The organism is Microbacterium trichothecenolyticum, assembly GCF_030818955.1.
GTDB lineage: Bacteria > Actinomycetota > Actinomycetes > Actinomycetales > Microbacteriaceae > Microbacterium > Microbacterium trichothecenolyticum_B.
The window spans coordinates 3,338,322-3,364,146 of sequence record NZ_JAUTBF010000001.1; the positions used below are offsets into that span (position 1 = coordinate 3,338,322).

Genomic DNA, 25,825 nt, shown 5'->3' on the forward strand with positions numbered 1-25,825 from the left:
TTCGGGTCAGGATGCGACCGTGGCCGCCCGGGCGGACCGTCGGACGGCCAGCTCGTCGATGCGTGCGGGGGCGAGCGACTCTTCCAGCGCGAGCTTCACGGCGCCCCGCAGGCCCGCCGTCGCGGGGTCGTTCGCCGCGCTGATGTCGAGGTCGTGCGCCGCGATCGGCAGGCAGCGGGCGAACACCTCGGCGCGGATGGCGGCGACGAGGGGAGCGCAGGCCGACATCGTGCCGCCGAGCACGACGCGTTGCGGGTTGAGCAGGTTGACGACGGATGCCAGGACGGTGCCGATCCGCGCGCCCGCCTCGCGCAGGGTCGCGATCACGACCGGGTCGGCGGTGCGTCCGAGGCGGACGACGTCGGTGGTGGTCTCGACGTCGTAGCCCGCCGCGGTCAGTGTGGCGGCGATCGCATCGCCGCTGGCGACGGATTCGAGGCAGTCGTCGAGTCCGCAGATGCACGAGATCGTGGCGTGGCCGCCGACCGAGGTGTGGCTGATCTCGCCGGCGGCGCCATTGAAGCCGCGCTGCAGGCGCCCCTCGGCGACGATCCCGCTGCCGATGCGAGTGCCGAGGACGACGGCGAGCAGGTGATCGCCGGCCGTGGGAGTCGCCTCGGCGAGGGCGACGAGGTTGGCGTCGTTCTCGACGAGGACGGGGGCGTCGGTGTAGTCGGCGAACAGGGCCGGCAGGCTGACGTTCTGCCACGAGGGCATGAAGGCCGGGGAGACGATCCGGCCGCTGCGGTACTCGATGGGCGCGGGGAGGCTGATCGCGATGCCGCGTAGAGCCGGCATCTCGACGCCCGCGACGGCGGATGCCTCGGTGATCCGCTCCCACGTGAGCGCGACGACGGCGCCGGGCTCGTGGTCATCGGCCGGCGGGTGCGCGGTCTCGACGACGATCGCCCCGTCGAGATCGGCGAGAGCGACCTTGAGGTGCTGCGCGCCGACGTCTACGGCTGCCACCCATCCGGCATCCCGGGCCACGCGCAGGCGCTTCGCCCGACGTCCGCCCCGTGACTCCTGCTCGCCCTCCTCGGTGACGAGGCCGAGGCGCTGCAGCGTGTCGACGCGGATGCCGACCGTCGACGGCGAGAGCCCGGTGAGGCGGGCGAGGGCGGAGCGTGAGGTGGCGCGGTCCGACCGGATGAGCCGGAAGATGTCGCCCACCGAGCCGGGGGCGTACTCCGCGTCACGAAGAGCGGCAGCGTGGGGCGACATGCGCCCACTCTACGGAACTAGGTTGCGAAATCGAACAAAGTCGACCAAAGATCGAACTATTCGTTTCGTGTCAGCGGGCTGCCAACAGTTCTTTGGACTTCACCTCGAGGAACGCCACGAGGGCGCCGAGGACGTTGACTTCGTTGCCGAGGTTCACCAGTGCCACCGCGCTGAGTTCGATGGTGGCGTCACGGGCCTCCATCGTCGCCTTCCACGCGCCGTCGCCGCCGGTGATCGGCTGGAGGTAGGTGACGGTCTTCGCTTCGCTCAGGTCGACGACGATGAGGCCCGCGTCCGGATCGTTGTCGTCCTCTTGGTCGAGCAGACGGATGTCGCTTCCCGTCAGGTAGCCGAGGCTGCGGAACTCGGTGAGCCACTCGTCGAGCATGCCCTTGTTCAAGAGGTGACGTACCGGCATCTCGGTCCCCGATTCATTCGCGTGAATGTGAAGCGGAAACCATTATGGCCGACGCCCGGGGGAGCGAGGGTCGACGTCAAGCGGCTCGCACGGGTCGTCCGGCGGGGCGACCGGCATTCCGGGCCGCCTGCTCGGCGGCTTCCCATTCGCCGGCGTCGATGACGAGACCCGAGGCCGCGTTGGACTGGTCGGCGAGCGCGCGCAGATACTCGCCGACGAGCTGTTCGGGCTCGGGCGACTCGAACACGAAGCGCAGAGGGATGGCGGGCTGCAGCCAGATCGTGGAGCGGCCCCCCTCGTCTTCCGTGCCCGTCCATGTGAGGGTGAACGATTCGCCGCGACGCAGCTTCGTCGACGCGATGACTTTGATGTAGCCCATCAGGCGGTCGTGCAGGCAGATGGGGGAAGTGTCGGATCCGTAGTACAGGGTGGCCATTGCGATCTCCTCGCGTCGGGGTCGGCGGGGCTGATAACTAAGGTATCACGTAGTTCGCAAAATTAATTAACATCGCAAGTTATTCGTCGACTTCACTAGAGTGAAGGGGTGATCGGCCGGATCGCGCGGAGGAGGTGCGACGATGACGAACCCCTCCGTTCTGACCGCTGCTCTCGACGAGTACGTCGGGGTGCGCGATGCGGCCATCGCGAAGGCGCGGGCCGATCTGGCCGTCAGCGAGCTCGAGGCGAGGGCGCTACGGTGCATCGCCGATGAGCCCGGCATTCGTCCCTCCGTGCTCCGCACGCGTCTCGGGGTGACCGCAGCGGGCGTGACGACGATGGTCGACCGCCTCATCGTGCGCGGTCTCGTCCGTCGCGAGCTCGATGCCGAGGATCGCCGCGTGAATCACATCCACCTCGAAGTCGACCTGGATCGTGAGCCGTGGGTGGCTCTGGGGCGCTTCTCCACCGAGGTCGACGCCGCGGTGCACGCCGAGCCCCGCGAGAGCATCGAGGCGGCCACGGAGCTGCTGCGGCGTCTCACCGAGCGCGTGCGCGCCCTCACCTGAGGCGCGCCCTCCGGGTGGGTGGTGGTTCGCCGGCGAGCCGCCGCTCTAGCCGTCGCCGCGGTCGTACGCCACCTGTAGCGCAGCCCGCACCGCGCGCACACCCGGCCGGTCGGCGGTGCCTCGACGTACGGCCGTGAAGACTTCGCGACGCGGCTCGCCCGGCAGATCGACCAATTGGACCGGCGGGCGGTCGCCGGCGAAGACCAGATCGGGGATCAGGCTCACGGCGTGACCGGATGCCACGAGACGCACGTGCGCGGTCAGGTCGGCCATCTCGAACCGCACGTCGGGCTCGAACCCGGCGGCGCGGCACTGCTGCGTCGCCCACTGTCGTGCGGCCGTTCCCACGGGTTCCATCACCCACGCGCGCTCACGCAGATCGCCGAGATTCGCGGCAGGGTCGTCTCGCGCCACCGCGAGCCGGATCGCGTCGCGCCCCAGCAGGCTCCGCTCGATCCCGTCGAGGTGCTCGCGGGTGTGGCCGGGATACTGCTCGGCGACGGCGAGATCGAAGCCGCGCGCCGCGACCTCGAACAGGCCCTCCTCGGGGGCGAGTTCGGCGACCTCCACCCGCAGCTGCGGCTCGCTCTCGGCCAGGGCGTCCAGGGCGCGGGGGAGGAGACCGTGCGCGGCGGACTGCATGACCGCCACACGCACCGGTGCGAGCGAGGGGCGCAGGCGCTCCAACTCGGCCCGCGCGGCCTCGTCGGCGGCGAGCATGCGGCCCGCGTGGGCGGCGAGGGCGGCACCCTGCGCGGTGAGGCGCAGCCGGCGGCCATCGGGCTCGAGCAGCGGCACACCGGCTTCGCGTTCGAGCAGCGAGAGCTGCTGCGAGATCGTCGAGGGGCTGTACGACAGGGCCTCTGCGACGGCGGCCAGGGTTCCGCGCAGAGAGAGCTCGTGGAGCAGGCGCAGGCGGCGCAGATCGAACATGGCATCCCTTCGTCTACATCGAACATAATCCGTCACTAATCATCGCTTTTCTCGACGGTATCCGGGCTCCATGCTGATCACATCCGACGAAGAGGATCATCATGTCGCTCACCGATGCACCCCGCACCACGTCCGGCACCACCCCCGCCCCGCTCGCCACCGACGACGCGCTCGTCTCGCCGCACGACCTCGCCGACGAGGCGATCGCCCTCGTGCAGCGGTGGCTCGTCGAGAGCCGCGACGAGCCGGTCGACGCCGCCGCTCAGCGCCTCGCCGGTGTGCTGCGCGACCCGCACGGGCTCGACTTCACCGTCGGCTTCGTCGACGGGGTCGTGCGTCCCGAAGACCTCCGCGTGGCTGCGCGCAACCTCGCCGCGCTCACCCCGCTCATCCCGGGGTTCCTTCCCCTGCACCTCAAGGCGGCGATTCGCCTGGGCGCTTTCGCCGCGCCGATCCTCCCGCAGGTCGTCGTCCCCGCCGCGCGCACGGCTCTTCGCTCCATGGTGCGTCATCTCATCGTCGACGCCACCGACCGCAAGCTCGGCGGCGCCATCGCCTCGATCCGCGGCCGGGGCGACGGCATCCGTCTCAACGTGAACCTGCTCGGCGAGGCGATCCTCGGCAAGAAGGAGGCCGCGCGCCGGCTCGAGGGGACGCGCAAGCTCCTCGCCCGCGACGACGTCGACTACGTCTCGATCAAGGTCTCATCGACCGTCGCGCCGCACACGCCGTGGGCGTTCGACGCCGCCGTCGCCGACGCGGTCTCGGCCCTGCGGCCGCTGTACCGCGTCGCGAAGGAGACCGGCACCTTTCTCAACCTCGACATGGAGGAGTTCAAAGACCTCGACCTCACCCTCGCGGTGTTCGAGACGCTGCTGGGCGAGCCCGAGTTCCACGATGTCGCGGCCGGCATCGTGCTGCAGGCCTACCTGCCCGACGCCCTCGCCGCGATGATCCGCCTGCAGGAGTGGACGGCCGCGCGGGTGGCATCCGGGGGCGCGCCCATCAAGGTGCGGGTCGTGAAGGGCGCGAACCTGCCGATGGAGCGCGTGGATGCCGATGTGCACGACTGGCCGCTCGCCACCTGGCCGTCGAAGCAGGCGACGGATGCCTCTTATAAGGCGGTGCTCGATTACGCCCTGCGCCCCGAGCACACCGCGAACGTGCGGATCGGCGTCGCCGGCCACAACCTCTTCGACATCGCCCTCGCGTGGCTGCTCGCCGAGCGCCGCGGGGTGACGGCGGCGGGTCCGGCGGGCCGACCGGGCATCGAGGTCGAGATGCTGCTGGGCATGGCGACGGCGCAGCAGACCGTCGTCCGCCGCACCGTCGGCTCGATCCTGCTCTACACCCCCGTCGTGCACCCGCAGGAGTTCGACGTCGCGATCGCCTATCTCATCCGCCGTCTCGAAGAGGGCGCGTCGAGTGAGAACTTCATGTCGGCGGTGTTCGACCTCGACACCCACGAGGCGTTGTTCGCCCGCGAGCGCGACCGCTTCCTGGCATCCCTCGCCGACATGCCCGAGGGAGTGCCCCCGTCGAACCGCGTGCAGGACCGCACGGCGCCTGCCGCCCCCGCACCCACGCGCGGCTTCCGCAACACCCCCGACTCCGATCCCGCGATCGAGGCGAACCGCGGCTGGGCCGCGGGAATCGTCGCGCGCATGCCGGGCTCCGACCTGGGACGTGCGACCATCGCCGCGCACACCGTGACCGACGAAGCCGCTCTGAATGAGCTGATCCAGGATGCCGCGGACGCCGCCGCCGGGTGGCGCGCGCTCGGGGCCGCGGGCCGCGCGGAGATCCTGCACCGCGCCGGCGATGTGCTCGAAGCGCGCCGCGCCGACCTGCTCGAGGTCATGGGCGCGGAGTGCGGCAAGGTCATCGAGCAGAGCGACCCCGAGGTGTCGGAGGCCATCGACTTCGCCCACTACTACGCGGAGCAGGCGCGCACGCTCGAGACCGTCGACGGCGCGACGTTCACCCCGGTCGGTGTCACGGTCGTCACGCCGCCGTGGAACTTCCCGGTCGCGATCCCGGCCGGCTCGACCCTCGCGGCGCTCGCCGCCGGGTCCGCCGTGGTCATCAAGCCCGCGGGGCTCGCCGAGCGGTGCGGCGCCGTCATGGTCGAGGCGCTCTGGGAGGCAGGGGTGCCCCGCGAGGTGCTGAAGCTCGTGCAGGTGTCCGAGAACGACCTCGGCCGGCAGTTGCTGACGCACCCCGCCGTCGAGCGGGTCGTGCTCACCGGCGCGTACGAGACGGCCGAGCTGTTCCGCTCGTTCCGCCCCGACCTGCCGTTGCTCGCCGAGACCAGCGGCAAGAACGCCGTGATCGTCACCCCCAGTGCCGACCTCGACCTCGCCGCGAAAGATGTCGCGATGTCGGCCTTCGGGCATGCCGGACAGAAGTGCTCCGCGGCATCCCTCGTCGTGCTCGTCGGCTCCGTCGCCCGTTCGCGCCGGTTCCGCGACCAGCTCGTCGACGCCGTCACCTCGCTGGAGGTCGGGATGCCATGGGACGAGGCCTCGCGGGTCGGTCCGCTCATCGAGCCCGCGCAGGGCAAGCTGCTTGCGGCGCTGACGACGCTGGAGCCCGGACAGCGCTGGGTGGTCGAGCCGAAGAAGCTGGACGACGAGGGGATGCTGTGGCGTCCCGGCATCCGCGAGGGCGTGCAGCCCGGCAGCGCCTTCCACCGCACCGAGTACTTCGGTCCCGTCCTCGGCATCATGACGGCCGAGACGCTCGACGACGCGATCGAGATCGTCAACGCCATCGAGTACGGCCTCACCTCGGGTCTGCACGCGCTCGACACGTCGGAGATCGACACGTGGCTCGCGCGCATCGCGGCCGGCAACGTCTACGTCAACCGCGGCACCACCGGAGCGATCGTGCAGCGCCAGCCCTTCGGCGGGTGGAAGAAGTCGGCCGTCGGCGCCGGCACCAAGGCGGGCGGTCCGCACTACCTCTTCGGCTTCGGGTCGTGGACGGATGCGTCGTCGTCCGCGCCGCGCTCGGCAGACGCCCTCGCCGCGCCGGCCCTCGCGGCGGTTCCGTCGCGGGACCGCGAGTGGTTGGCATCCGCTCTCGCGAGCGACTTCGCGGCGTGGACCTCGGAGTTCTCGCTGGCCCGCGATGTGACCGGCTTGGAGTCGGAGCAGAACGTGTTGCGCTACAACACCGTCCCGGTGACCGTGCGGCGAGAGGAGGCATCGGAGGCGGCGCTCGTTCGCGTCGTCGTCGCCGGCGTGCGGGTCGGTGCACCCGTGACGGTGAGTACCGCCGCCGCCCTGTCGCCCGCGGTGCGCGCGTGGCTCGAAGGGGTCGGCGTCGCGGCGCGCGTCGAGGACGCCGTCGAGTGGGGCCACCGCGCAGCGCGCCTGGCTCGCACGGGCGGACGAGTGCGTCTGCTCGGCGGATCCGTCGCGGCGGTGGCCGAGGTGACGGGCGGGTCGCCGTCTGTCGCGATCTACGCCGGTGACGTCACGCGCAGCGGCGCTGTCGAGCTGCTGCCGTTCCTGCGCGAGCAGGCCGTGTCGATCACGGCGCACCGATTCGGCACGCCGCGTCGCTACGCGGTGCCGCCGCTGGTCACCGTCCGCTGAGCCTGCGAGAGGGCGGGGCCGCCTCGCGGTGGCTCCGCCCTTCGTCGATTCCGCCGTCCTGCGGAGTGGGCGGCGAACACGCCGGTGGCGGAGCCTGTCAGACGGTGTGTCGGGCGTCGACTCCGCAGGACGGTCGTCGGGCCGGGCGTCACCGTGGTCCCGTGGCGTCGGGCCGTCGGGCCGGGCCCCGTGCCGTTCTGCGGAGTGCGGCGCCGACACGCCGTCGGGGGTGTGTCGGCGGCGGTGTGTCGGGCCGCAACTCCGCACGACGGTCGCCCCGGAGGCGCCGATCAGGCCGCGCTCGTTGCCGTCACCCGCTCTGCCGTCCGCCGGACCGAGTCGGGCACCGGCGTCCCCGCCGCCGTTTGCGGTGAGGTCACCGGTTCGCCGACGCTCACGCGCAGGGGGAGTGTGCCGGCCCAGACCGAGCGATCCTCACCGTCGCCGTCTTCCTCGACGAGCGAGCCGGCGTTGTCTTTCACGCTGGCCTCGGCGAGGGGGATGCGCAGCACCAGGGTCGCCGCGAGCTCACGCGCGAGCATGGGGCGCACCTCGAGGCTTCGACCGGGCATCAGGTGCTCCGACAGCGTGAGCAGGGCCGCCTCTTTCTCCTCGGGAGGAACGACGGATGCCGTGCCGTGCACCACCGCGCAGCGGTACCGCATCGAGCTGTCGAAGAGCGAACGCGCGTACGCGAGCCCCAGCAGATGCGTCACCGTGAGGCACACCGGTGCTCCCCCGGCGATCCGGCGGAAGAAGTCGCTGCCCGTGGATCCGTGCACGAGCACGTCGTCGCCGTCGCGGCCGATGCCGACGGGCAAGGCCACCGGGCGGCCGTCGCGGACGATCGCCAGGGTCGCGGCCAGGGCGCCGTCGACAATGTCGTACAGGGCCGCGCGATCAGTGACCTGGTACTGCGCGAGGCGGCGGACGCGGGTGAGAGGGCTGAGAGGAAGGTCGGTCATGATCTGATCTCACCGCCCCAGCTGGTCCACGAGGTAGTCCACTTCAGTCATATCGTCATGGACCAGTGGGAGAATGCGAGGGTGATCTCTCTCGGCATCCTGGATCGCTCCTCCCCGGTACCCCTGCACGAGCAACTCGCGCACGGCCTGCGCGCGGCCGTGCTCTCCGGGCGCGTCGCCGCGGGCGAGGCGGTGCCGTCGACGCGTGCGCTCGCCGCCGACGTGGGGGTCGCGCGGGGGACCGTCGTGGCGGCGTACGAGATCCTCGCGGGTGAGGGGTACCTGCTCACCCGCCCCGGCGGAACGACGGTCGTCGCCGACGTCGTTCCCCGAGCGGCGACGCGGCCGGCCGAGGCTCCCGCTGCCGCAGCCCCGCGTCCGGCGACGCTCGATCTGCGCCCCGGGCGCCCCGGAACGACGGGCCTCGCCGATGCCGCATGGCGCTCCGCGTGGAGACGCGCGAGCGCGATCGACCCGGATGACGACGTCGACGAGGCCTCGGGATCGCGAGCGCTGCGGGCCGAGATCGCGCGGCATCTCGGGCGCACGCGCGGGCTCGACGTGTCGCCCGGCGACGTCATCGTGACCGCCGGAACGAGCGACGCGCTGCTGCTCTCCCTGCTCGCTCTGCCGGACGGTGGCGACCGGCGTCGTCTGCGCGTGGGCGTCGAGGACCCGGGATACCCGCGCGTGCGCATGATCCTGCGGCGTCTCGGTATCGACGCCGTACCGGTGCCCGTGCGTCTCGGGGCGGGGCTCGACCTCGACGCGCTCGAGAGTCGCAGCGGGCTCGCGGCCATCGTCGTGACCCCGAACCATCACTATCCGCTCGGGAGCAGATTGGATGCCGAGGACCGCGCCCGTCTGCTCGCCTGGGCCGCGCGCGAGAACGTCGTCGTCATCGAAGACGACTACGACAGCGAGTTTCCGCACGGACGTGCCCCGCTGCCGCCACTTCACCTGCTCGATCCCGCGCGGGTGGTGCTGGTCGGGAGCTTGTCGAAGGTGCTCACCCCCGCGCTGCGGTGCGGCTGGACCGTGGCGACCGGCGTGGTCGGCGAGCGCCTTCGCGCCGCGCGCGACGATCTCGATCTGCCGGTCTCGCTCGTGCAGCAACAGGCGCTCGCGCGGTATCTCGCCGACGGAGCCCTCGCCCGGCACACCGCCCGCCGTCGACGCGAATATCGGCATCGGCGTCGCCTGCTTCTCGAGGCCTTCGGGGCCGTTCCCGGCGTCGAGCTGGCCGCCACCGACGGCGGGTTGCACGCCGTCGCGCTGTTGCCCGGGCGTGAAGCCGACAGCGAGCGTGCCGTCGTGGACGCGCTGGCGACGCGAGGCATCACGGTCGCGGCGCTGTCGGAGTACGCCGTCGGCGGGGAGGAACCGTCACCGGGCGGCGCTCGCGCGGAGATTGTGCCGGCCGGCATCGTCTTCGGCTACGCCCACCCCTCGACGGTGCAGCTCTGGGATGCCGTGGGCGAACTCATCGCGGTACTGGCCGCGCATGCGCGCCCGGGCGCGTAGGGCTCTCATCGCGACGCCCGGCTCACCCCGCCAGGATCTCGAGCGCCGCCATCGCCGCGTTCTGCCCGCCGATGCCGCTGACGGCGCCTCCGCGTTGCGCGCTCGATCCGCACAGCAGCACGCGCGGGTGCACCGTCGCGACGCCCCACCGCTCGGCCGCGCTCGTCGCCGGAGTCGACAGCCACGGCCACGACAGCCCGCCGTGGAAGATGTCGCCGCCGACCATGTTCAACGACTCCTCGAGATCGAGCGTGCTCCGTGCCTCGATGCAGAGGCGTCCATCTGGTGCTCGATAGATACAGTCGCGCAGCGGCTCGGCCAGTACGGCGTCGAGCGACTGCTGCGCCGCCGCGAGGAGCCGGGCGCCGGCGGCGACCGGATCGGTGTCCGCGATGAGTCGGTGCGGCACCTGCAGGCCGAACATCGTCAGCGTCTGCGCGCCGCTGGCCTGCAGCTCGGCGCCCAGGATCGAGGGGTCGCTGAGGGAGTGGCAGTAGATCTCGACGGGAAGTGGCGCGGGGATGAGACCTCCCGATGCGGCGACGTACGCGGCATCCAGTTGGGTCAAGGTCTCGTTGACGTGGAAGGTGCCCGAGAACGCGGCCTCGGGTGAGACGGAGCTGTCGCGCAGTCGGGGCAGTCGTGACAGCAGCATGTTGACCTTGATCTGTGCGCCCTCGGGTTCGTCGGCCCCCGTCGTCGTTGCGCCGCCGGCGGCGAGCAGTCCGTCGAGGACACGGCGTCCGACCCCGCTCAACACGAGGGTGCCGTGGAACACCTCGGAACGGTCGGTCATCGTATGCACCTCGCCGGCGGGCGAGACCGAGATCACGTCGACACCGGTGACGATCTCGGCTCCGGCGGCGCGCGCCGCCCGCTCGAGCTCGGCGGTGACGGCGCCCATCCCGCCGACCGGGACATCCCAGTGCCCCGTCTCGTTGCCGATCACGTGGTACAGGAAGCAGCGGTTCTGCGCGAGAGAGGGGTCGTCCGACCATGAGAACGTGCCGATGAGCCCGTCCGTCAGGGCGATCCCGCGGGCGAGGTCGCTGTCGAGCGAGGCGCGCAGCAGGTCGCCGAGCGGGCGCTCGGTCACAGCGGTCCACAGGGCGTCGTCGCCCACGCGCTCGCGTACCTCGTCGGCCGTGGGCAGGGGCTCTGTCATCGTGGGGAAGACGGCGCGCCCCAGCGGTGATAGGCGCGCATCGAGGGCGGCGAAGCGCTCCGCCTCGCCCGTGTCACCCAGGGTTCGTGCGAACGACGCGGCCGTCGCCACGGCATCGCCGGTGTCGATGAGCAGACCACGGGTGGGGTCGCTCGGGTCGGGGGTGTACGAGGAGTAGCGGCGGCGCCGCAGCGCGATGCGCAGGCCGAGGTCATCGATGATCTTCTGCGGCAGCAGGCTCACCAGGTACGAGTACCGCGACAGGCGGGCATCGACCCCCCGCCCACGGACGTTCCGACACGGCGGCGCCGCCCACGGCATCCGCTCTCTCGATCACCACCACCCGGCGCCCGGCGCGGGCGAGGTAGGCCGCGGCGACGAGGGCGTTGTGCCCGCCTCCCACGATGACGACGTCGTACCGGCGAGTATCCGAAGCGGTCATAGGTCCACGCTAACGACGGCGGGGGCTCGGCGAGAGGGGTGGCGCAGTAGCGTGGATGCCATGACTCTCCCCGCGGAACTGCTCGACATCGCCACGCGCATCGCCCGGGAGGCGGGTGAGCTCGCGCATCGTCGCCGCACCGAGGGCGTGACGGTGGCCGCGACGAAGTCGGCGGCTGCGGACATCGTCACCGCCGCCGATCGCGAAGTGGAGGCGTTCATCCGCGCCGAACTCGCGCGCGAACGGCCCGACGACGGCTTCTTCGGCGAGGAATCGGGCGCCGAAGAGGGCACGAGCGGCATCACCTGGGTCGTCGACCCGATCGACGGCACCGTCAACTACGCCTATGGCATCCCCGCGTGGGCGGTGAGCATCGCCGCCGTCGAAGGCAGTGCCGACACGGCGACCTGGACGGCCCTGGCCGGCGCGGTCTTCAACCCGGTGACCGGCGAGCTGTTCCGCGCTTCGCGGGGTGGCGGCGCGTGGCTCGGCGAGCAGCGTCTGGCCGTGTCGGCGAATGTCGGCGAGGCCGGAGGGCTGGTCGCCACCGGGTTCGGTTACAACCCGGCGACCCACGGTCCCGCGCTCGACCAGCTCGCCCGCGTCATGCCCATCGCGCGCGATGTGCGCCGCATCGGCGCGGCGTCGCTCGACCTGGCGTCGGTCGCCGCCGGACGCGTCGACGCCTACTACGAACGGGGCACGCAGCCGTGGGATCACGCGGCCGGTGCCCTGTTGGTCGAGGAGGCGGGCGGCATCGTCGGCGGCGCGCCGGGCGGTCGTCCGGGCAACGGCATGGTCATCGCGGCCGGCCCTGAGTTCTACGGGCGTCTAGAGGAGAAGCTCGACGTCATCGGGTGAAGCCGGGCAGCTTCCATGGCTTTCCCAGACCACCCGGGGTAGGCTGTTTACCAGTTCGTTATCTTCCGCAACCCGAAGCTGCGGAAGTGGCCAAGCCCTAAAGCCCGAAGCCGTCGCGCCTGCGACACGACACGAGAGCCCTCGCGCGTTGCCGTCAGAATCCCCCTCGACTGAGCCCGCCTACATCCGGCGGTCGCGTCGCCCCGTCGCCCTGCCCGCCACCGAAGCCGCGTCGTCGACCCCCGTTCCGCAGCTGACCCGGGCTGAGATGCGCCGTCGTGCGCAGGCCGACGCCGCCGTGATGGCGATGGATGCCGATGCCCCTGCCGCCGCGATCCCGTCGGAGCCGGCGCCGGTCGATGCCGACGTCGCCGCGCAGTCCGAGATCCTCGAAAGCGTCGCTGCCGCCGTCATCGAGACGGTGATCGCCGCGACGATCGAGCCGACCCTGCCCGAGGGCCCCACCGTCGCGGCTGCCGAGAGCGACGCCCTCGAGGTCACCGTCGTCGACGAGCGCCGCAACGACGACGCCGATGTCGCCGTCATCCTGCAGAGCGCCGACGCCGACGTCGCGACCACGCCGGTGACCCTGCCGACCTCGCCCATCACGCTCCCGGTGAGCCGCAGGGCGCGTCGTCGCCCGCAGGCCGACGTCATCATCGACACCGCGAGTGTCGACGCCCCCGTGGTCGCCGAACCGCTCTCCCTCGCTCCCGCCGAGACGGTTTCCGTCGACGCCCGCCCGTCGTCCGCGTCGCCCCGCGACGACAGTGCCGACGAGTTCGAGTCCGCCGCGCGGCTGTTCGCCTTCACCGGCGAGAACGCGGTACAGAGCCCCGCGTCCGTCGCCCCCGCGCCTCAGCCGGTCGCCGAAGGGCTGCCTCCGGTGGCCGCTGCGCCGCGCACGCGTCGCAACGTGCGCCGCATCGCGACCGCCTCGTTCTCGGTGGGCGTGATGGGTGTCGTCGGCCTGCTGACCGTGGGCATGACCATGCCCGTCAGTGCCCTGGCATCCGTCAACGGCACCGACAGTGTCGCGTCGACCGACACGGTGACCACGCGTCTCGCCGTCACCGGCGGCGACGTCGCCCCCGGTGACGGAGCGGTCCAGGCCTACGTGGCACCCGCGCAGGCGCAGGCGGCAGTCGTCGACCGCGCCGACGGCTACAGTGCCACCACTTACGCCAAGATGGCCGCCGACTCGGGCATCAGCAACCCCTCCAACTTCTACGTCAACGATCCGACGGCGCCCATCCAGTGGCCCTTCGCGGTCGGTGTGCCGATCACGTACGGCTTCGGCATGCGCGACGGCAACATGCACGAGGGCGCCGACTTCGTCCCCGGCGAGGGAGCACCGGTCCAGGCCATCGCCGACGGCGTGGTGCGTATCGCGACCGAGCAGGGCGGCGCCTTCGGCGTCACCGTGCTCATCGACCACCAGATCGACGGCCAGCTCGTCTCGAGCCGCTACGGGCACATGCAGTACGGCTCGCTGCAGGTCACCCCGGGCGAGCACGTGAAGGTCGGCCAGTTCCTCGGCCGCACCGGCAACACGGGTCGCTCGTTCGGCGCGCACACGCACGTCGAAATCCTGCAGAACGGCACCACGCCCATCGACCCCATCGTCTGGCTGCGTCAGCACGCCGGCGGTTGATCCCGATTCGTGAGAGAGTGTCGCGGTCTGATATTCTCTTCTAGTTGCCCGGAGCGATCCGGGTACGCCCCGATAGCTCAGTGGCAGAGCACTTCCATGGTAAGGAAGGGGTCGTCAGTTCAATCCTGACTCGGGGCTCAAGGCATCCTCATCTGAACATCGGATGCCGTGCGGCGGGGTAGCTCAGTTGGTGAGAGCGCACGACTCATAATCGTGAGGTCGCGGGTTCAAGCCCCGCTCCCGCTACTTCTGGGATAGGACTCGAGTCTTACTCGAGCAATTGGCCACGGCCAAGGCGCGGAATCTCCGCGGTGATGGCTCAGACGCGTTCTCGTCCTTGCCCTATCGCGGGTCACGAGACCCTGCTGACCTGCTTTTCGTTGAGTCCAATCAGCAGAGAGTGGCGGTCACTGGTAGTCCGGGTCCGACTGAGCAGCGATCTGTCTGATCGGCATCGAACGGCTGCTCAGATCGATCACCGTGTTCTGGAATTCGCCATCCGTTGCCTGCGTCGATTCAGGAGACAGGTGTTCGATTGGCACGAGAGCAGCTACGCCCTTGCCGTGCCGGGTGAGGACGATGGACTCGCCCCCGAATCGGACGCGGTTGACGAGTTCTGAGAGCTGCCCGCGGGCCTCGGAAACTGGAACTTCATCCGCCATGTCACAATGCTACATTATGTACAATTTGTACAAAATGCTGTGAGGTGAGAGACGTGGTCAATCGGGCGGAGGACGGTCGTAGCTTCGGGTGGCTGTGGGGCGCCACGGTAGGGGCCGCGCTGGGTGACGGTCTATCGATGACGGCCTTCCCGTTGTTGATCGCCGGTCAGACGCGGGATCCGTTCATCGTCTCTCTTCTGCAGGTCGCGACGGGCCTGCCTTGGCTGCTGGTCGGTCTCGTGGCGGGGGCCCTGGTCGATCGATGGGACCGCCGAGCGGTCATGTGGCGCACTGACCTGGCACGCCTGTGTATCGCCCTCTCGCTCGGGGTGCTGGTCGCGCTCGGTCATGCACCGGTGGCCGTCGTTCTGCTCGCGGCTTTCCTTCTTGCGTGTGGGTCGACGTTGATCCGCAGCGCGGCGCCCGCGTTGCTCCCCACACTCGTCCGGCGCGAAAAGCTGGCGCACGCGAACGGACGCCTGCAGGCGGGTTCAACCGTTTCGGGAAGCTTCCTCGGCCCCGCCGCGGGAAGCGTGCTGTACTCCCTCTCCGCGGCCGCGCCCTTCCTCACGCAGACGTTCGCCCTGGTCGTGTCGACAGTGTGCGTGTGGCGACTCCCCGCGACCCTCGTGCCGTCAGCATCGCGAACAGTGCGCAGCTCGATCTGGGTCGAGACCGCTGAGGGGGTGCGGTGGCTGGCTGCGCACCGAGTTCTGCGCTCCATCGCAGTCGGCACGATTCTGCTCGCAGCCTCAACCGGCGTGCTCCTCGCCGTTCTTGTCATTCATGTGCTGGAGTTCTTACGCCTGCCGCCCGTGGGGTACGGCTTGCTCATCAGCGTGTACGCCGTCGGCAGCGTCGCGGGGTCACTCTTCACCGCACGACTCCGACACACACTCGGAACCAATCGGTGTCTGCTGACTTCTGCGTTCCTCGGGACTGTTTCCATCGCAGCCCTCTCGATGGCGTCCAACGCTGTTCTCGCAGGAGGCGCCCTCTTCGCCCTCGGCGTCGCGACCATGCTGTGGAACATCCTGGCGGTCACGGTTCGACAGGAGCTCACCCCGAACCACCTTCTCGGGCGCGTGACGAGCGCGTTCACCGTCGCCGGCGTGGGCACCGCACCCATCGCCGCCCCGCTAGGGGGCGTCATGGCCTCTCTCACCAACACGTCGGTGGCAATCGGCGGCGCAGCGCTCCTCTGCGCATGTGCATGCATCGCCGTCAGTCGACTCCCGAACCTCGACGACACAGAACGCGCCAAGTAGAGGGAGTCATGTTGCGAATCCGATCGGTTTCGCACCGTCCACAGAATCGAAGAGGACCGCGGCAACGATTCTGGGGGTCGGTGACATGTTCCGTGTAGAGGTATCAACACCGGACGACGGGATCCAGCATGATCGACACCAGCGACGACCAGACTGACCAGCAGCTTCACGCGTTGTTGCGCGCGGCTTCCCCCCACGTGACGGAGGACAGCGGTCGTGTACGCCGGATGCTGCGCGAAGTCGCTCAGGGGCACAGCAACAGCAGATCTCGACCGACGCGCCGGTTCAAGATCGCTGCGGCCGTCACGGCGCCGCTGTTCCTCCTGGGCTCGGCCACCGCCGCGTATGCGGCAGCCGGCGGCTGGTCCTGGTACTGGGACGCGTCAAAGAGTAACGGAGGCGCGAGCCAGACTGAATCGTGGCTTCCGGGAGCGCAGATCCCCGATGCGCGGGTGATCTATTCGCTGCCCGGCGGCGGCTCGTGTGAACTGCGGATGTGGGGATTCAACGTCACGCCCCAACCTGATGCGCCCGACGACATTCTTTTCGATCCACGCGCGGCTGACCTTGCGCGCGAGTTCGCCGCCTCGGCGGATATCGCCACCCTCATGGACGTCCAAAGCGTTATCGAGGAGAACCGCTCCGACGCGAACTGGGGACCTAACGACAACGGTGAGCCAGAACCGTTCGGCTACGGCACCGATCGCTACAACGAGGACGTGGAGTATCACTCGGCGGCGCAAGAAGCGATCAACGACGTGATCACTGGGCACCTCGAGTCGATAGGAGTGCCCTCCAACGGGCTCGGGTGGGAAGGGCAAGAAGTTTGTGCCGGGGTCGACGAGTGAGGCGATCTGCGAAGGACAAATCGGAGGCCCGTTATCTGGCTCTCGTTGATGAAGCCGCGCTCGACGTGCTCCGATATCTCCAACGGCGGATGCCGACTGAGGCGGCCGACCTCCTCAACGATGCCCTCCTCGTCGCCTGGCAGAAACGCGCGCGACTGCCCGAGAACGTTATAGACGCCCGGATGTGGCTCTTCGGTATAGCGCGTAACCTCCTGCGCAATGGCGTGCGTACAGAAATCCGACGCTCAGCTCTGAACGAAACTCTCCGCGCTGAACTGACCGTTACAACCGCTCCGCCCGCTGACGACGGAGCTGCGATCCGCGACCTCATCGAACGCTTGCCTCCCGACGTCGCGGAGGTGATCACTCTCGTTCACTGGGAGGGGTTTAGTCTCGCGGACATTGCCCGTCTTCAGAGCGTTCCCTCCGCGACCGTGCGAGGACGATATAGACGGGGCAAGGAACTGCTCCTGTCAGCCACCTCAGCGGCTAGGAAGTAGGACCACGATGAACCCCATCCACCCCGCCTCGATCACGCTGCCCCGATCACGCAGGTGACCATTCCTACAGTCGGAACCACCGATGCCGCGGCACCAACACCATCGTGAGCCAGTCGGCGAAGTAACATCGGCGCCTCGTGTTGACGCGAAACCGATCGGTTTCGCGTCAACACGATGGTCTGATGTGGCCCGGTAGGGACCACCGGCTTATGCGACCGTGCTGCCGAACGTCAACGGCGGCAGGAGGCCTCTCGCGGCAGCGCATGCGCGTGCCACGATGAGTGAGGGATCGACAATTTCGCCGCTCGCGATCGCGGCGTCCAGCTCACCAAGCTTCATGCGGGCGTACTTGACCTGCTCCGCCGGATCTGAGGAGCGCCGATTTGTTCGAGGAGTGGTGTACTGGCTCTCCTTCTCAGACGAGTTAGCTGGCTCGAACTCGCTCGGCCTGGGGGGCTGACGTCTCAGCCCCATCCTTCGGCCCAGCGGTCGCCGGTGCGGGCGGGGCCCGAGGCGTCCGGCTCTGACCACTCGAGCCGAAAGCCGCACTCGCGGCACTCGTCGGCGCCCAGGCCCTCGTCGAGCAGCGGGTGCATCGTGACGCCGCACGCCGGGCAGATCGGCTGCGCGGTGTCGTCGTAGGGGTCTCGGTACATCGTGGTCGTTCCGATCGTGCTCGCTCGGCCCCTCGGGCTCTCAGGGACCACGTGGTGAACGCGTCTTGCGCGCGGGCTGTTCCCTGCCGGCTCGTCGACCGTTCACATCCGCGTGACATTCCGGCAAAACCCGTGGCGATTCACCCCCTATTCTCAGCTTTGTGAGTGCAGCGATCCAGGCCACCGGCGTGGTCAAGAAGTTCGGCGATGTAACCAGCGTGGCGGGCCTGAACCTCGCCGTTCCAGAAGGGTCTTTCTACGGGATCGCGGGCCCCAACGGCGCGGGCAAGACCACCTCGATCCGCATGATCACGGGACTTCTCGAACCGGATGCCGGGACCATCGAGGTAGCCGGAACATCGGTGTGGCCAAATCCTCGTGCCGCGAAGGCCGTGCTCGGATATGTGGCCGACAATCCGCCGCTCTTCGGACGCCTGAATGCCCGAGAAATGTTGGACTACGCGGGAATGCTGCGCGGCATGAAGGCGGCCGATATCCGCAGCCGCGGCGACGACCTCCTGCGTGTGCTCGACCTGCAGGCCGACGCGGGGCGGCCCATCGCCGACTTCTCGCTCGGCATGACCAAGCGTGTCGGTCTGGCCGTGGCCATGCTCCACAGTCCCCGCGTGCTCATCCTCGACGAGCCGTTCGGTGCGCTCGACCCGGTCAACACGCGCGTCATGGAGGAGATGCTCCAGGTGTTCCGCACGGGTGGGGGAACCGTGGTGTTCTCCAGCCACGTGCTCGACGTGGTGCAGCGGTTGTGCGACCGGGTCGCGATCATCGCCAAGGGCGCGCTGGTCGCCGAGGGCACCGTCGCCGAACTCTCGCACGGTGGGTCCCTGCAAGACGCCTTCGTCGACCTGGTCGGCGGGCGCGAGCTCGAGAAGGGAGACCTCTCGTGGCTTTCGTCCTCGCCCGCCTGAGACTTGCCCTCCAGCTCGGTACCGCCCGATCCTCGGGCGGAGGCGTCGCCATCTTCGTGCTGGGGTGGGTCGCCGGCGTCATCGTGGGGCTGGGCGGCGGCGCTGTCGTGGCCGCGCTCGATTCGGGGATCAGCCCGATCGGTGATCTGCTGGTCCTGCTGCTGTTCGTGGCGATCTTCGGTGCCTGGGTCGTGCTGCCGATCGCCACACCCATGCCGACCGCGAACATCATCGACCCCGAGGTGCTCGAGCAGTACCCGCTCAGCCGTACGCAGCAGGTGACGGGGCTGCTGTTGGGCGGACTGCTGACGCCCACGGCGACGGCGACCTTCCTGACCGCCGTGGGGGGCGTGGCTGCCACCAACGTCGACCTGTCGTCCCGCGCGGTCGCGGTGGGCGGGGCGGTGCTGTTCACCCTGCTGTGCGTCGCGTCGTCGTATGGCGTCCGCGCCCTGTTCACCGAAGCGCTCACTGCGCGTCGCGGGCGCACCGTCGCCCTGGTGCTCTCGACGCTCGTCATCGCCGCGATCTATATCCTCCCGCACCTGCTGTCGCCGGTGCTGGGCCTGGCCCAAGACGCGGGCGTCATCTTCGTGACCGTCCTCACGTGGACACCGCCGGGGGCAGCCGGCGCTCTCGGCTACGTGCTGGTGGCCGGCGACGTCGGCGGAGTCATCGGTCGCGTCGGCGTCATCCTCGCCACGATCGGTCTCGCGCTGTTGCTCTGGGGGGTGGCGCTGCGGCGCCACGTGAAGGGCGGGTCGGTCGACCAGGTCGCCCCTCGCGCGCGCGCGACATCGAGCGACCTGGCGCTCGTGCCGCTCCTGCTGCATCCCTTCCCCGCGGGGGCGACGCTCGGTGCCGCCAGCCAGCACCTGCGGTATTACTTCTTCCGCGCGCCTCGCGCGGCACAGTTCATCGTGCTGGGGCCCCTGGTTGCGGCACTGTTCGCGGTCTCGCAATTGCACACGGCCGGTCTGGTGTTCGCCAGCGCCGTCGCCGCTGTCGCCATGAGCTCGAGTGTTCTGATGAACCTGTTCGGTTACGACGGGCGGGGTGTCGAGACGACCGTCGAGACGGGGGCGTCACTGAGCAGCGTCCTGCGCGGCAAGCTGCTCGCGGTCTCGCTCTTCCTCGTGCCGACGGTCGCGCTGTTCACGATCGCCCTGGGGCTCGTGACAGGGTTGGCCGCCGACATCCCGTTGGCGCTCGTCGCCGCACTCGCTTCCCTGCTGCTGGCCTTCGCCACGGGAGCCGCGTGCAGCGTGTGGAACCCGTTCGATCAGGCTGCCCCGCAGGGTGATCGCAGCACGGTCGCGGTACGTATGATCGGAGCGTTCGGCCTCACGTTCGCTCTCGTCTACGGCGCGGGGGCGTTCTGCAGCTGGGTGCAGCCCGTCATCCCGCTCGACCTCGTGCTGGCCGTCGCGCTCGTGGCCACGGCAGCGCTGGCACTCGTCTCGACCCGTCTCAGCGGGGCGTTCCTCGATCGAAACCCCCAGCGTCTGGTCGCCGCGTTCACCCCGCGGTGAGCGTGCGCACGAGCCCTCTTCCGAAGGAGTCAGAACACATGTCGAACACCCCCGCACCGAACGTCGGCAAAGCACGTCTGTGGCTCAACAGCTTCATCATGGGCGTCTTCGCCAGCTGCGGATACCTCATCGTCGCGCTGATCAATCAGCATGACATCCTGACGGTCGTGATCAGCATGGCCGCTATCGCCGTCGTTCTCACGCCCGTCTTCTACTGGCTGAACTCCCGTCGGGCGAAGATGGGCGACGCGCCGAAGCGCCCCTGAGACGACGCATTCCCTCACTCCAACAGCGCCGAGGCGTCCTCGTGCAAGAGGGCGCGCGCAGCGTTGCCGATGACGGCGCTGTACGTGGGGTACGCGAAGCGCACCCCCGCGAGGGTGGCGACGTCGATCCCGGCCGCCATCGCGGTGGTGACCGACTGGATCACCTCGACGGCGTTCTCGCCCACCGCGTGGGCACCCAGGATGAGTTCGCGACGACGGTCGGCGATGAGCATGAGGAACCCGCGCTCGCGATCGTCGATCACGGCGCGGTCGAGCTCGGCGAAACGGACGACCGCCACCACGCACGAGGGATCGCGCTCACGTGCCTGTTCCTCGGTGAGGCCGACCCCGGCGTAGTCGGGATCGGTGAACCCGCCGGCCGGCAGGAGGTGGTGGGGCGTGCGGCGGTTGGCGCCGAGGACGGCGTTCTCGGCGGCCGCCTCTCCCTCGAACTGCGCCGCTTGCACGAGCATGTCGCGACCGTTGGCATCGCCGACGGCGAGGATGTGCGGCACGACCGTGCGGAAGTACCGGTCGACGGGAATGGCGGAGCGCTCGACCTCGATACCGGCGTTGTCCAGCCCGAGGTCTTCGACGTCGGCGGGCCAGCCCGTCGCCATGATCACCACGTCGACGTCGACCGTTCGCGATGTCCCGTCTTCTCTCCACGCGAGCGCGATGGATCCCTCGGCGCTGCGGTCGAGCCGCTCGACCGTTTCGATGCCGGTGTGCACGTCGACGCCGTGGTGGGAGACAGACGCGGCGATCGCCTCCGAGATGCGCGCGTCGGAGGTGACGAGCACGCGAGGAGCGACGTCGAGCAGAGTGACCTCCGACCCGAACGAGCGGAACACGGTCACCAGCTGCGCGCCGGTGTTGCCCGCGCCGATGACGGCGACCCGTCGAGGCAGCGCGGTGAGCGACAGCACGTCCTCGGGTACGGTCGCAAGCTCTGCCCCCGGAATGGGCAGACGGCGGGAATGCCCGCCCACGCAGATGAGGATCGACTCCGCGCGGATACGACGCCCGCTCTCGAGCACGAGGGTGTGCTCGTCCGCGAAGCGCGCGCGCCCCTCGTGGACCAGGTCGACCCCGGCTGCCGCGAACCGCTCCATTTCCCGTTTGATCGAGCGCACGGCATCCACGCGTTCGTGCACGCGGGCCACGACTGCGGCCCAGTCGACGTGCGGTTCGTTCACGACGATGCCGTAGTCGTCGGCCGACCTCGTCTCACGCATGAGACGCGCAGCCTTCGCCAGCACGCGGGTAGGGACACAGCCGGTGTTCACGCAGGTGCCGCCGACCCGCCCGGCCTCCAGCACGACCACCGAGGCGCCGAGCTCGGCCGCTCGCAGCGCCGCGGCGGTTCCGGCGGGTCCTGCGCCGATCACGGCGATGTCGTAAATGTCGGCGTCGTGGTTCACGGCATCCCTCTCAGCGGTCGAGACCACCAGTCAAGTGCGCACGGAGCACTCCACGTGGGGGGTTGCGCCGGGTCAGAAGCGCTCGTACAGGTCGGTGGCGCTGAGCCCCGTGCCGCCGATGGCGCGGACGCCGGGAGCCGGGCGCAGGTCGAACGACTCGCCGTCGTGCAAAAGCACGGCGGTGTAGTCGCCCCGGGTGTCGAGTTTCACCTCGAACCGCCCCGTGTCGATCAGGCGCAGGGTGACCACCGCGCCGCTGCGCGCGAGGAAGCTCACTTCTTTCTCGCGCGCCGTCGGCAGGGGGATGATCGGCTCGTCGGCGTCCATCGTGCGAGTGTGACACGCCGCGGTCGCGGCCAGACGTCGTTGCGCTCGCGCGCCGAACGTGCTGTCGTGTGCGCCCCGGGCGCACCGGTCAGCGGTGATCGCGCCAGGAGTGCTGAGGTTCGTATCCGAGCAGTCGGCGGGCTTTGTCGATCGACAGCAGGGTGGTGTTCTCGCCGAGGTCGCCGCGCGTCTCGACGTCCGGGAACACCTCGGCCACCAACTCGGCATTGGGGCGGGTCATGACGGTGTCGGCTGCCGCGATGATGAACGTGTCGAACCCCGCCGGAGCGGTCGCGAGCGCGCGCTCGACGGCCTGGGCACCGTCGCGCGCGTCGATGTACCCCCACAGGTTCCACTTGCGGGTGCGCACGTCGTCGTCGAAGGGGAAGGCGGCGTAGTCGTCGGGGACCATCACGTTCGAGAATCGCAGGGCCGTGATCGACAGCGTCGGGTGCCACCGCACGAGCTCGGCCGCCAGGTGCTCCTCGAGGGTCTTCACGAGCGAGTACACCGACTCGGGTCGCGGCGGGTACTGCTCGTCGACGGGAATGTACGGCGGCGGCGTGTCGAACGGCAGGCCCAGCACGGTCTCGCTCGAGGCGTACACGATCTTCTGGATGCCGAGACGCACGGCCGTCCAGAACACGTTGAACGTGCTCGCCATGTTGTTGTGGAACGTCGCGATGTCGGAACGGATACCCGGTGCGGGGATCGCACCGAGGTGCACGAGGGCGTCGACACCGTCGTGCTGGTCGTTCACTCCCGCGAGGGCGTCGATGACCTGACCGTAGTCGGTGAGATCGACCTGCACGAAGCCGGGGCCACGCTCTCCGCGGACGTCGAGGCCGATCACGTCGTGTCCGCTCGCGCGCAGCTCGCGGGCGACGACGGTACCGAGTTTTCCGGACGAACCGGTGAGGGCGATGCGCATGAGGCTCCTTCGCGTCGGGGCACGTGTCGTCGACACTAGCGGCATCATGCGACACGGTCGCCGGATGCCGTCTCGGAGTCGGAGGCCATTGCCATGTCTTCGTCGTCGCGTCAAGATCGCCGTCCCATTCGGGGCGGGTGTGTTTCGTTATGGGGACGGACCCCGTTCGCGAACGGTCAGCGACCGGGTGCCGACGATCAGCCGACAGGAACACGCGATGCCCTCTTTGTCCTCCGCGACGGATGCGTTCCTCGCATCACGCGCGGCCGACGGCGATCAGATCGCCTTCGGAGTGCTGGTGCGACGCCACGCGCCTTTCCTCGTGGCTTTCGCGACGCGGTTGACGCGGTCGCGCGCCGACGCCGACGACTGCGTGCAGGAGGCCCTCATCACCGCGTGGCGCCGGCTGCCCGACCTCAGCGAGCCTGAGAAGGTGCGCAGCTGGCTCACCACGATCGTGTCGCGCAAGGTCACCGACCGGATGCGGGCGCGCAAGATCTCGGAGCAGATCGATGAAGAGATGGTGTCGGCGACGGATGACCCCGAGCGCGCGGTTGTGGCATCGTCGCAGATGGACGCGTTGAAAAAGGTCTTGGCGGATCTGCCGGAGGATCTGCGGGTCGTCTGGGTCCTTCGCGAGATCGGCGGGCACAGCTACGACGAGATCGCTGTCGAGGTGGGCGAATCGGCAGCCACCGTCCGCGGCCGCCTCGCCCGGGCGCGCAAGACCGTGTTGGAACGCATGCAGGACTGGAGGTGACCGAGTGAGCGAGCACAACGACGACATCGGGGGCTCGGGCTACTCGCTCGAGGACCTCTCGGCGTACCTCGACCGCGCGCGCGTCCCGCGCATCGCCGCCATCGAGCGCAACGCCCAGTGCCAGGCCGTGCTGGCCTCCATGGAGCGCATGGGCCAACTCTCGCGCGAGATCGTGGAGGAGCAGGCTGTCCGCCCCCTCGCCGAGTCCTGGTACGACGACATCATGCGCGAGGTCATGCGGGAGTTTCGTGCCGGTCGTGACATTCCCCTCGCGCGGACCGACGACGGAACGGAGCTCGTGGTCACCGAGGGAGCCCTGTACGAACTCATCCGCTCGGTGGGCGACGGCGTCGAGGGATTGCTGGTCGGTCGCGTCCGGCTCGATCAGCCGCAGACCGACGCGCCGCTCGACGTGAGAGTGACGGTGAGCGTGCGCTTCGGCCGGGCCATGACCGACGCGGTCGATGAGATGCGCGACGGCATCCGCACGGCCATCGAACGGCACGGCGACCTCCGGGTCGGCCGCGTGGACGTCACCGTCGGCGACGTGCACATCGACGAGGAGGACGACGAATGACCGGGATTCCGGCGGCCGAAGTCGCGCCGCGCATCGACCTCGCGGTGACGGCCGTCGACGGCGTGAGGGAGTGCTACTCCGCCCGTCCGGTCGTGGCCCGCGCCTACGAACGCGTGGCCGACGTGGAAGGCTCGCTCGCCGCGGTGGAGCAGAGCGACGGTGCCCGGGCGATCACCGTGTGCATCGGCGTCTCGGCCGTCGACGACGCGGCCGTCGTGGCGTCGGCCGCGGCCACCGCCGCGCGCGGCGCCGGTGGCGACGACGTGCCCGCCACGGTGCGGGTGCGCGTGGCCCGGCTCGTCGCGCCCGCTTCCTAGCGAGTTCCCGGCCGCCGGTCGACGGGGCACAATACGCTGGGAGCACCGACCACATCCCCGGAGGCCGAATGCCCACGCCGCCCCTCATCGCCGTCACCGGATCCACCGGAGCCGTGGGGGGCCGTGTCGCCCGAGACCTCGCCGCCCGTGGCATCCCGCAGCGGCTTCTCGTGCGTGACGCCTCGCGTGCACCCGCGCTCGACGGTGCCGAGGTGCACGTCGCCCGTTACTCGGATGGGGATGCCGCCCGCGCGGCGCTGCAGGGAGTCGAGACGCTGTTCATGGTGTCGGCCTCCGAGACCGCCGACCGGGTGGAGCACCACCGAACGTTCGTCGAGGCCGCAGCCGACGCGGGTGTCCGGGCGATCGTCTACACGTCGTTCCTGGCCGCCGCGGCCGACGCGGTCTTCACCCTGGGCCGTGACCACGCCGCGACCGAGGACATCATCCGCTCCTCCGGCATGCGGTGGACGTTCCTGCGCGACAACTTCTACATGGACATGATGGAGCTCTTCGCCGGCGACGACGGGGTGATCCGTGGGCCCGCCGGTGACGGACGCTGCTCGCTCGTGTCGCGCTCCGACGTCGCCGCGACCGCGGTGTCGGTGCTGCTGGACTCCGCGGGTCACGCCGACACCGCCTACGACCTCACGGGCCCGCAGGCTCTGACCATGACCGAGGTGGCGCAGAAGATCTCGGCCGTGCGAGGACACCCCGTGCGTTTCGTCGACGAGTCGGTCGACGAGGCGTACGCCTCGCGAGCGGCGTTCGGCGCCCCGCGGTGGCAGGTCGATGCGTGGGTCAGCACCTACACGGCGATCGCCAGCGGCGACCTCGCCGGAGTGTCGGGCGACGTAGAGCGGGTGACGGGCCGACCGCCGCAGACCTTCGAAGAGTTCCTGGGCGCCGTCTCGTGAGTCGTTCCGCGGGCTCGGGTCGGCCGGGGCGCCACGCGGCCCCGCGCGTCGGGTATGCTGTCCGCGTGCTGACCTGTCGCTGTTGTCGCTGAACGCCCCGCGTTCTCTTTTCGACGACC

At 69.8% G+C, this 25,825-nt stretch carries 25 protein-coding genes, 2 tRNA genes and 1 pseudogene; 17 read left to right on the forward strand and 11 right to left on the reverse strand.

Features of this window, described 5'->3' with window-relative positions:
- Positions 1–6: 6 nt before the first annotated feature.
- The 3 genes from QE412_RS15775 to QE412_RS15785 all read right to left on the reverse strand — a co-directional run bounded on the left by QE412_RS15775 (position 7) and on the right by QE412_RS15785 (position 2,078).
- Positions 7–1,224, reverse strand: coding sequence for an ROK family transcriptional regulator (locus QE412_RS15775; protein ID WP_307486033.1), 1,218 nt, complete (start codon positions 1,222–1,224; stop codon positions 7–9).
- Positions 1,225–1,294: 70 nt separating this feature from the next.
- A complete protein-coding gene (locus QE412_RS15780) occupies positions 1,295–1,642 on the reverse strand; it encodes a hypothetical protein (protein ID WP_307486036.1) in 348 nt (115 codons plus the stop codon).
- Between the two features lie 76 nt (positions 1,643–1,718).
- Positions 1,719–2,078: a DUF7882 family protein gene (locus QE412_RS15785; protein WP_307486039.1), complete on the reverse strand. Its 360-nt coding sequence runs from the start codon at positions 2,076–2,078 to the stop codon at positions 1,719–1,721.
- Positions 2,079–2,220: 142 nt separating this feature from the next.
- Here QE412_RS15785 and QE412_RS15790 point away from each other — a divergent pair, with 142 nt between their 5' ends.
- Positions 2,221–2,649, forward strand: a complete 429-nt coding sequence (locus tag QE412_RS15790; RefSeq protein ID WP_307486041.1) for a MarR family winged helix-turn-helix transcriptional regulator — start codon at positions 2,221–2,223, stop codon at positions 2,647–2,649.
- Between the two features lie 45 nt (positions 2,650–2,694).
- On the opposite strand, the gene QE412_RS15795 is transcribed toward QE412_RS15790, so the two are convergent.
- Positions 2,695–3,582, reverse strand: coding sequence for a LysR family transcriptional regulator (locus tag QE412_RS15795; protein WP_307486046.1), 888 nt, complete (start codon positions 3,580–3,582; stop codon positions 2,695–2,697).
- Positions 3,583–3,683: 101 nt separating this feature from the next.
- On the opposite strand from QE412_RS15795, the gene QE412_RS15800 reads away from it, so the two are divergent.
- Positions 3,684–7,184 carry a bifunctional proline dehydrogenase/L-glutamate gamma-semialdehyde dehydrogenase gene (locus tag QE412_RS15800; RefSeq protein ID WP_307486051.1) on the forward strand — a complete coding sequence of 1,167 codons (3,501 nt, stop codon included), beginning with the start codon at positions 3,684–3,686 and terminating at the stop codon, positions 7,182–7,184.
- Between the two features lie 290 nt (positions 7,185–7,474).
- On the opposite strand, the gene QE412_RS15805 is transcribed toward QE412_RS15800, so the two are convergent.
- Positions 7,475–8,149, reverse strand: a complete 675-nt coding sequence (locus tag QE412_RS15805; protein WP_307486054.1) for a pyridoxamine 5'-phosphate oxidase family protein — start codon at positions 8,147–8,149, stop codon at positions 7,475–7,477.
- Between the two features lie 81 nt (positions 8,150–8,230).
- Here QE412_RS15805 and pdxR point away from each other — a divergent pair, with 81 nt between their 5' ends.
- Positions 8,231–9,673 (forward strand): MocR-like pyridoxine biosynthesis transcription factor PdxR, encoded by a 1,443-nt coding sequence (gene pdxR, locus QE412_RS15810; protein WP_307486058.1) that lies wholly within the window; start codon positions 8,231–8,233, stop codon positions 9,671–9,673.
- Between the two features lie 22 nt (positions 9,674–9,695).
- Here pdxR and QE412_RS15815 read toward each other — a convergent pair.
- Positions 9,696–11,280 (reverse strand): annotated as a pseudogene (locus tag QE412_RS15815) (phytoene desaturase family protein).
- 60 nt (positions 11,281–11,340) lie between these two features.
- Here QE412_RS15815 and QE412_RS15820 point away from each other — a divergent pair.
- The 4 genes from QE412_RS15820 to QE412_RS15835 all read left to right on the forward strand — a co-directional run bounded on the left by QE412_RS15820 (position 11,341) and on the right by QE412_RS15835 (position 14,041).
- A complete protein-coding gene (locus QE412_RS15820; RefSeq protein ID WP_307486060.1) occupies positions 11,341–12,141 on the forward strand; it encodes an inositol monophosphatase family protein in 801 nt (266 codons plus the stop codon).
- Positions 12,142–12,289: 148 nt separating this feature from the next.
- Positions 12,290–13,795, forward strand: coding sequence for a M23 family metallopeptidase (locus tag QE412_RS15825; protein WP_307486065.1), 1,506 nt, complete (start codon positions 12,290–12,292; stop codon positions 13,793–13,795).
- Positions 13,796–13,861: 66 nt separating this feature from the next.
- Positions 13,862–13,933 (forward strand) — tRNA-Thr (locus QE412_RS15830).
- A 34-nt stretch (positions 13,934–13,967) separates the two neighbouring features.
- Positions 13,968–14,041 (forward strand) — tRNA-Met (locus tag QE412_RS15835).
- A 161-nt stretch (positions 14,042–14,202) separates the two neighbouring features.
- Here QE412_RS15835 and QE412_RS15840 read toward each other — a convergent pair.
- The gene (locus QE412_RS15840; RefSeq protein WP_307486068.1) at positions 14,203–14,457 is read right to left on the reverse strand and encodes a type II toxin-antitoxin system Phd/YefM family antitoxin; all 255 of its coding nucleotides are present in this window, start codon (positions 14,455–14,457) and stop codon (positions 14,203–14,205) included.
- Between the two features lie 53 nt (positions 14,458–14,510).
- Here QE412_RS15840 and QE412_RS15845 point away from each other — a divergent pair, with 53 nt between their 5' ends.
- The 3 genes from QE412_RS15845 to QE412_RS15855 all read left to right on the forward strand — a co-directional run bounded on the left by QE412_RS15845 (position 14,511) and on the right by QE412_RS15855 (position 17,073).
- Complete coding sequence (locus tag QE412_RS15845; protein WP_307487263.1) at positions 14,511–15,725, forward strand: MFS transporter; 1,215 nt, start codon at positions 14,511–14,513, stop codon at positions 15,723–15,725.
- Positions 15,726–15,853: 128 nt separating this feature from the next.
- Positions 15,854–16,573, forward strand: coding sequence for a hypothetical protein (locus QE412_RS15850; protein WP_307486071.1), 720 nt, complete (start codon positions 15,854–15,856; stop codon positions 16,571–16,573).
- Complete coding sequence (locus QE412_RS15855; RefSeq protein WP_307486074.1) at positions 16,570–17,073, forward strand: RNA polymerase sigma factor; 504 nt, start codon at positions 16,570–16,572, stop codon at positions 17,071–17,073. The genes QE412_RS15850 and QE412_RS15855 overlap by 4 nt, the downstream gene beginning before the upstream one ends.
- 464 nt (positions 17,074–17,537) lie before the next feature.
- Here QE412_RS15855 and QE412_RS15860 read toward each other — a convergent pair whose 3' ends face one another.
- Positions 17,538–17,729, reverse strand: coding sequence for a zf-TFIIB domain-containing protein (locus tag QE412_RS15860; RefSeq protein ID WP_307486077.1), 192 nt, complete (start codon positions 17,727–17,729; stop codon positions 17,538–17,540).
- A 161-nt stretch (positions 17,730–17,890) separates the two neighbouring features.
- Between QE412_RS15860 and QE412_RS15865 the strand changes: the two genes are divergently transcribed.
- From QE412_RS15865 to QE412_RS15875, 3 genes are read left to right on the forward strand one after another with little or no spacing between them, the layout of a single operon-like run.
- Positions 17,891–18,655 (forward strand): ABC transporter ATP-binding protein, encoded by a 765-nt coding sequence (locus QE412_RS15865; RefSeq protein ID WP_307486079.1) that lies wholly within the window; start codon positions 17,891–17,893, stop codon positions 18,653–18,655.
- Complete coding sequence (locus QE412_RS15870) at positions 18,631–20,187, forward strand: hypothetical protein (RefSeq protein WP_307486082.1); 1,557 nt, start codon at positions 18,631–18,633, stop codon at positions 20,185–20,187. Before QE412_RS15865 ends, QE412_RS15870 begins: the two co-directional genes overlap by 25 nt.
- A gap of 38 nt (positions 20,188–20,225) precedes the next feature.
- The gene (locus QE412_RS15875; RefSeq protein WP_307486085.1) at positions 20,226–20,453 is read left to right on the forward strand and encodes a hypothetical protein; all 228 of its coding nucleotides are present in this window, start codon (positions 20,226–20,228) and stop codon (positions 20,451–20,453) included.
- 14 nt (positions 20,454–20,467) lie between these two features.
- On the opposite strand, the gene QE412_RS15880 is transcribed toward QE412_RS15875, so the two are convergent.
- The 3 genes from QE412_RS15880 to QE412_RS15890 all read right to left on the reverse strand — a co-directional run bounded on the left by QE412_RS15880 (position 20,468) and on the right by QE412_RS15890 (position 23,135).
- The gene (locus QE412_RS15880) at positions 20,468–21,904 is read right to left on the reverse strand and encodes a dihydrolipoyl dehydrogenase family protein (protein WP_307486087.1); all 1,437 of its coding nucleotides are present in this window, start codon (positions 21,902–21,904) and stop codon (positions 20,468–20,470) included.
- A 45-nt stretch (positions 21,905–21,949) separates the two neighbouring features.
- On the reverse strand, positions 21,950–22,204 hold the full coding sequence (locus QE412_RS15885) for a hypothetical protein (RefSeq protein WP_307486089.1): 255 nt from the start codon (positions 22,202–22,204) through the stop codon (positions 21,950–21,952).
- A gap of 88 nt (positions 22,205–22,292) precedes the next feature.
- Entirely contained in the window at positions 22,293–23,135 is an 843-nt protein-coding gene (locus QE412_RS15890; protein WP_307486093.1) for an NAD-dependent epimerase/dehydratase family protein, read from the reverse strand.
- 217 nt (positions 23,136–23,352) lie between these two features.
- Between QE412_RS15890 and QE412_RS15895 the strand changes: the two genes are divergently transcribed.
- From QE412_RS15895 to QE412_RS15910, 4 genes are all read left to right on the forward strand, one after another.
- Positions 23,353–23,895, forward strand: a complete 543-nt coding sequence (locus QE412_RS15895) for an RNA polymerase sigma factor (RefSeq protein ID WP_307486096.1) — start codon at positions 23,353–23,355, stop codon at positions 23,893–23,895.
- Between the two features lie 4 nt (positions 23,896–23,899).
- Positions 23,900–24,472, forward strand: coding sequence for an Asp23/Gls24 family envelope stress response protein (locus QE412_RS15900; RefSeq protein ID WP_307486099.1), 573 nt, complete (start codon positions 23,900–23,902; stop codon positions 24,470–24,472).
- A complete protein-coding gene (locus QE412_RS15905) occupies positions 24,469–24,789 on the forward strand; it encodes a hypothetical protein (protein WP_307486106.1) in 321 nt (106 codons plus the stop codon). The genes QE412_RS15900 and QE412_RS15905 overlap by 4 nt, the downstream gene beginning before the upstream one ends.
- Before the next feature lie 68 nt (positions 24,790–24,857).
- Positions 24,858–25,706 carry an SDR family oxidoreductase gene (locus QE412_RS15910; RefSeq protein ID WP_307486109.1) on the forward strand — a complete coding sequence of 283 codons (849 nt, stop codon included), beginning with the start codon at positions 24,858–24,860 and terminating at the stop codon, positions 25,704–25,706.
- Positions 25,707–25,825 lie beyond the last annotated feature (119 nt).

Bases quoted from the DNA above. Each gene is read 5' to 3' on its own strand.
- QE412_RS15775 (WP_307486033.1), bottom strand. From the start codon at position 1,224: ATGTCGCCCCACGCTGCCGCTCTTCGTGACGCGGAGTACGCCCCCGGC.
- QE412_RS15780 (WP_307486036.1), bottom strand. From the start codon at position 1,642: ATGCCGGTACGTCACCTCTTGAACAAGGGCATGCTCGACGAGTGGCTC.
- QE412_RS15785 (WP_307486039.1), bottom strand. From the start codon at position 2,078: ATGGCCACCCTGTACTACGGATCCGACACTTCCCCCATCTGCCTGCAC.
- QE412_RS15790 (WP_307486041.1), top strand. From the start codon at position 2,221: ATGACGAACCCCTCCGTTCTGACCGCTGCTCTCGACGAGTACGTCGGG.
- QE412_RS15795 (WP_307486046.1), bottom strand. From the start codon at position 3,582: ATGTTCGATCTGCGCCGCCTGCGCCTGCTCCACGAGCTCTCTCTGCGC.
- QE412_RS15800 (WP_307486051.1), top strand. From the start codon at position 3,684: ATGTCGCTCACCGATGCACCCCGCACCACGTCCGGCACCACCCCCGCC.
- QE412_RS15805 (WP_307486054.1), bottom strand. From the start codon at position 8,149: ATGACCGACCTTCCTCTCAGCCCTCTCACCCGCGTCCGCCGCCTCGCG.
- QE412_RS15820 (WP_307486060.1), top strand. From the start codon at position 11,341: ATGACTCTCCCCGCGGAACTGCTCGACATCGCCACGCGCATCGCCCGG.
- QE412_RS15840 (WP_307486068.1), bottom strand. From the start codon at position 14,457: ATGGCGGATGAAGTTCCAGTTTCCGAGGCCCGCGGGCAGCTCTCAGAA.
- QE412_RS15850 (WP_307486071.1), top strand. From the start codon at position 15,854: ATGATCGACACCAGCGACGACCAGACTGACCAGCAGCTTCACGCGTTG.
- QE412_RS15860 (WP_307486077.1), bottom strand. From the start codon at position 17,729: ATGTACCGAGACCCCTACGACGACACCGCGCAGCCGATCTGCCCGGCG.
- QE412_RS15875 (WP_307486085.1), top strand. From the start codon at position 20,226: ATGTCGAACACCCCCGCACCGAACGTCGGCAAAGCACGTCTGTGGCTC.
- QE412_RS15885 (WP_307486089.1), bottom strand. From the start codon at position 22,204: ATGGACGCCGACGAGCCGATCATCCCCCTGCCGACGGCGCGCGAGAAA.
- QE412_RS15890 (WP_307486093.1), bottom strand. From the start codon at position 23,135: ATGCGCATCGCCCTCACCGGTTCGTCCGGAAAACTCGGTACCGTCGTC.
- QE412_RS15895 (WP_307486096.1), top strand. From the start codon at position 23,353: ATGCCCTCTTTGTCCTCCGCGACGGATGCGTTCCTCGCATCACGCGCG.
- QE412_RS15905 (WP_307486106.1), top strand. From the start codon at position 24,469: ATGACCGGGATTCCGGCGGCCGAAGTCGCGCCGCGCATCGACCTCGCG.
- QE412_RS15910 (WP_307486109.1), top strand. From the start codon at position 24,858: ATGCCCACGCCGCCCCTCATCGCCGTCACCGGATCCACCGGAGCCGTG.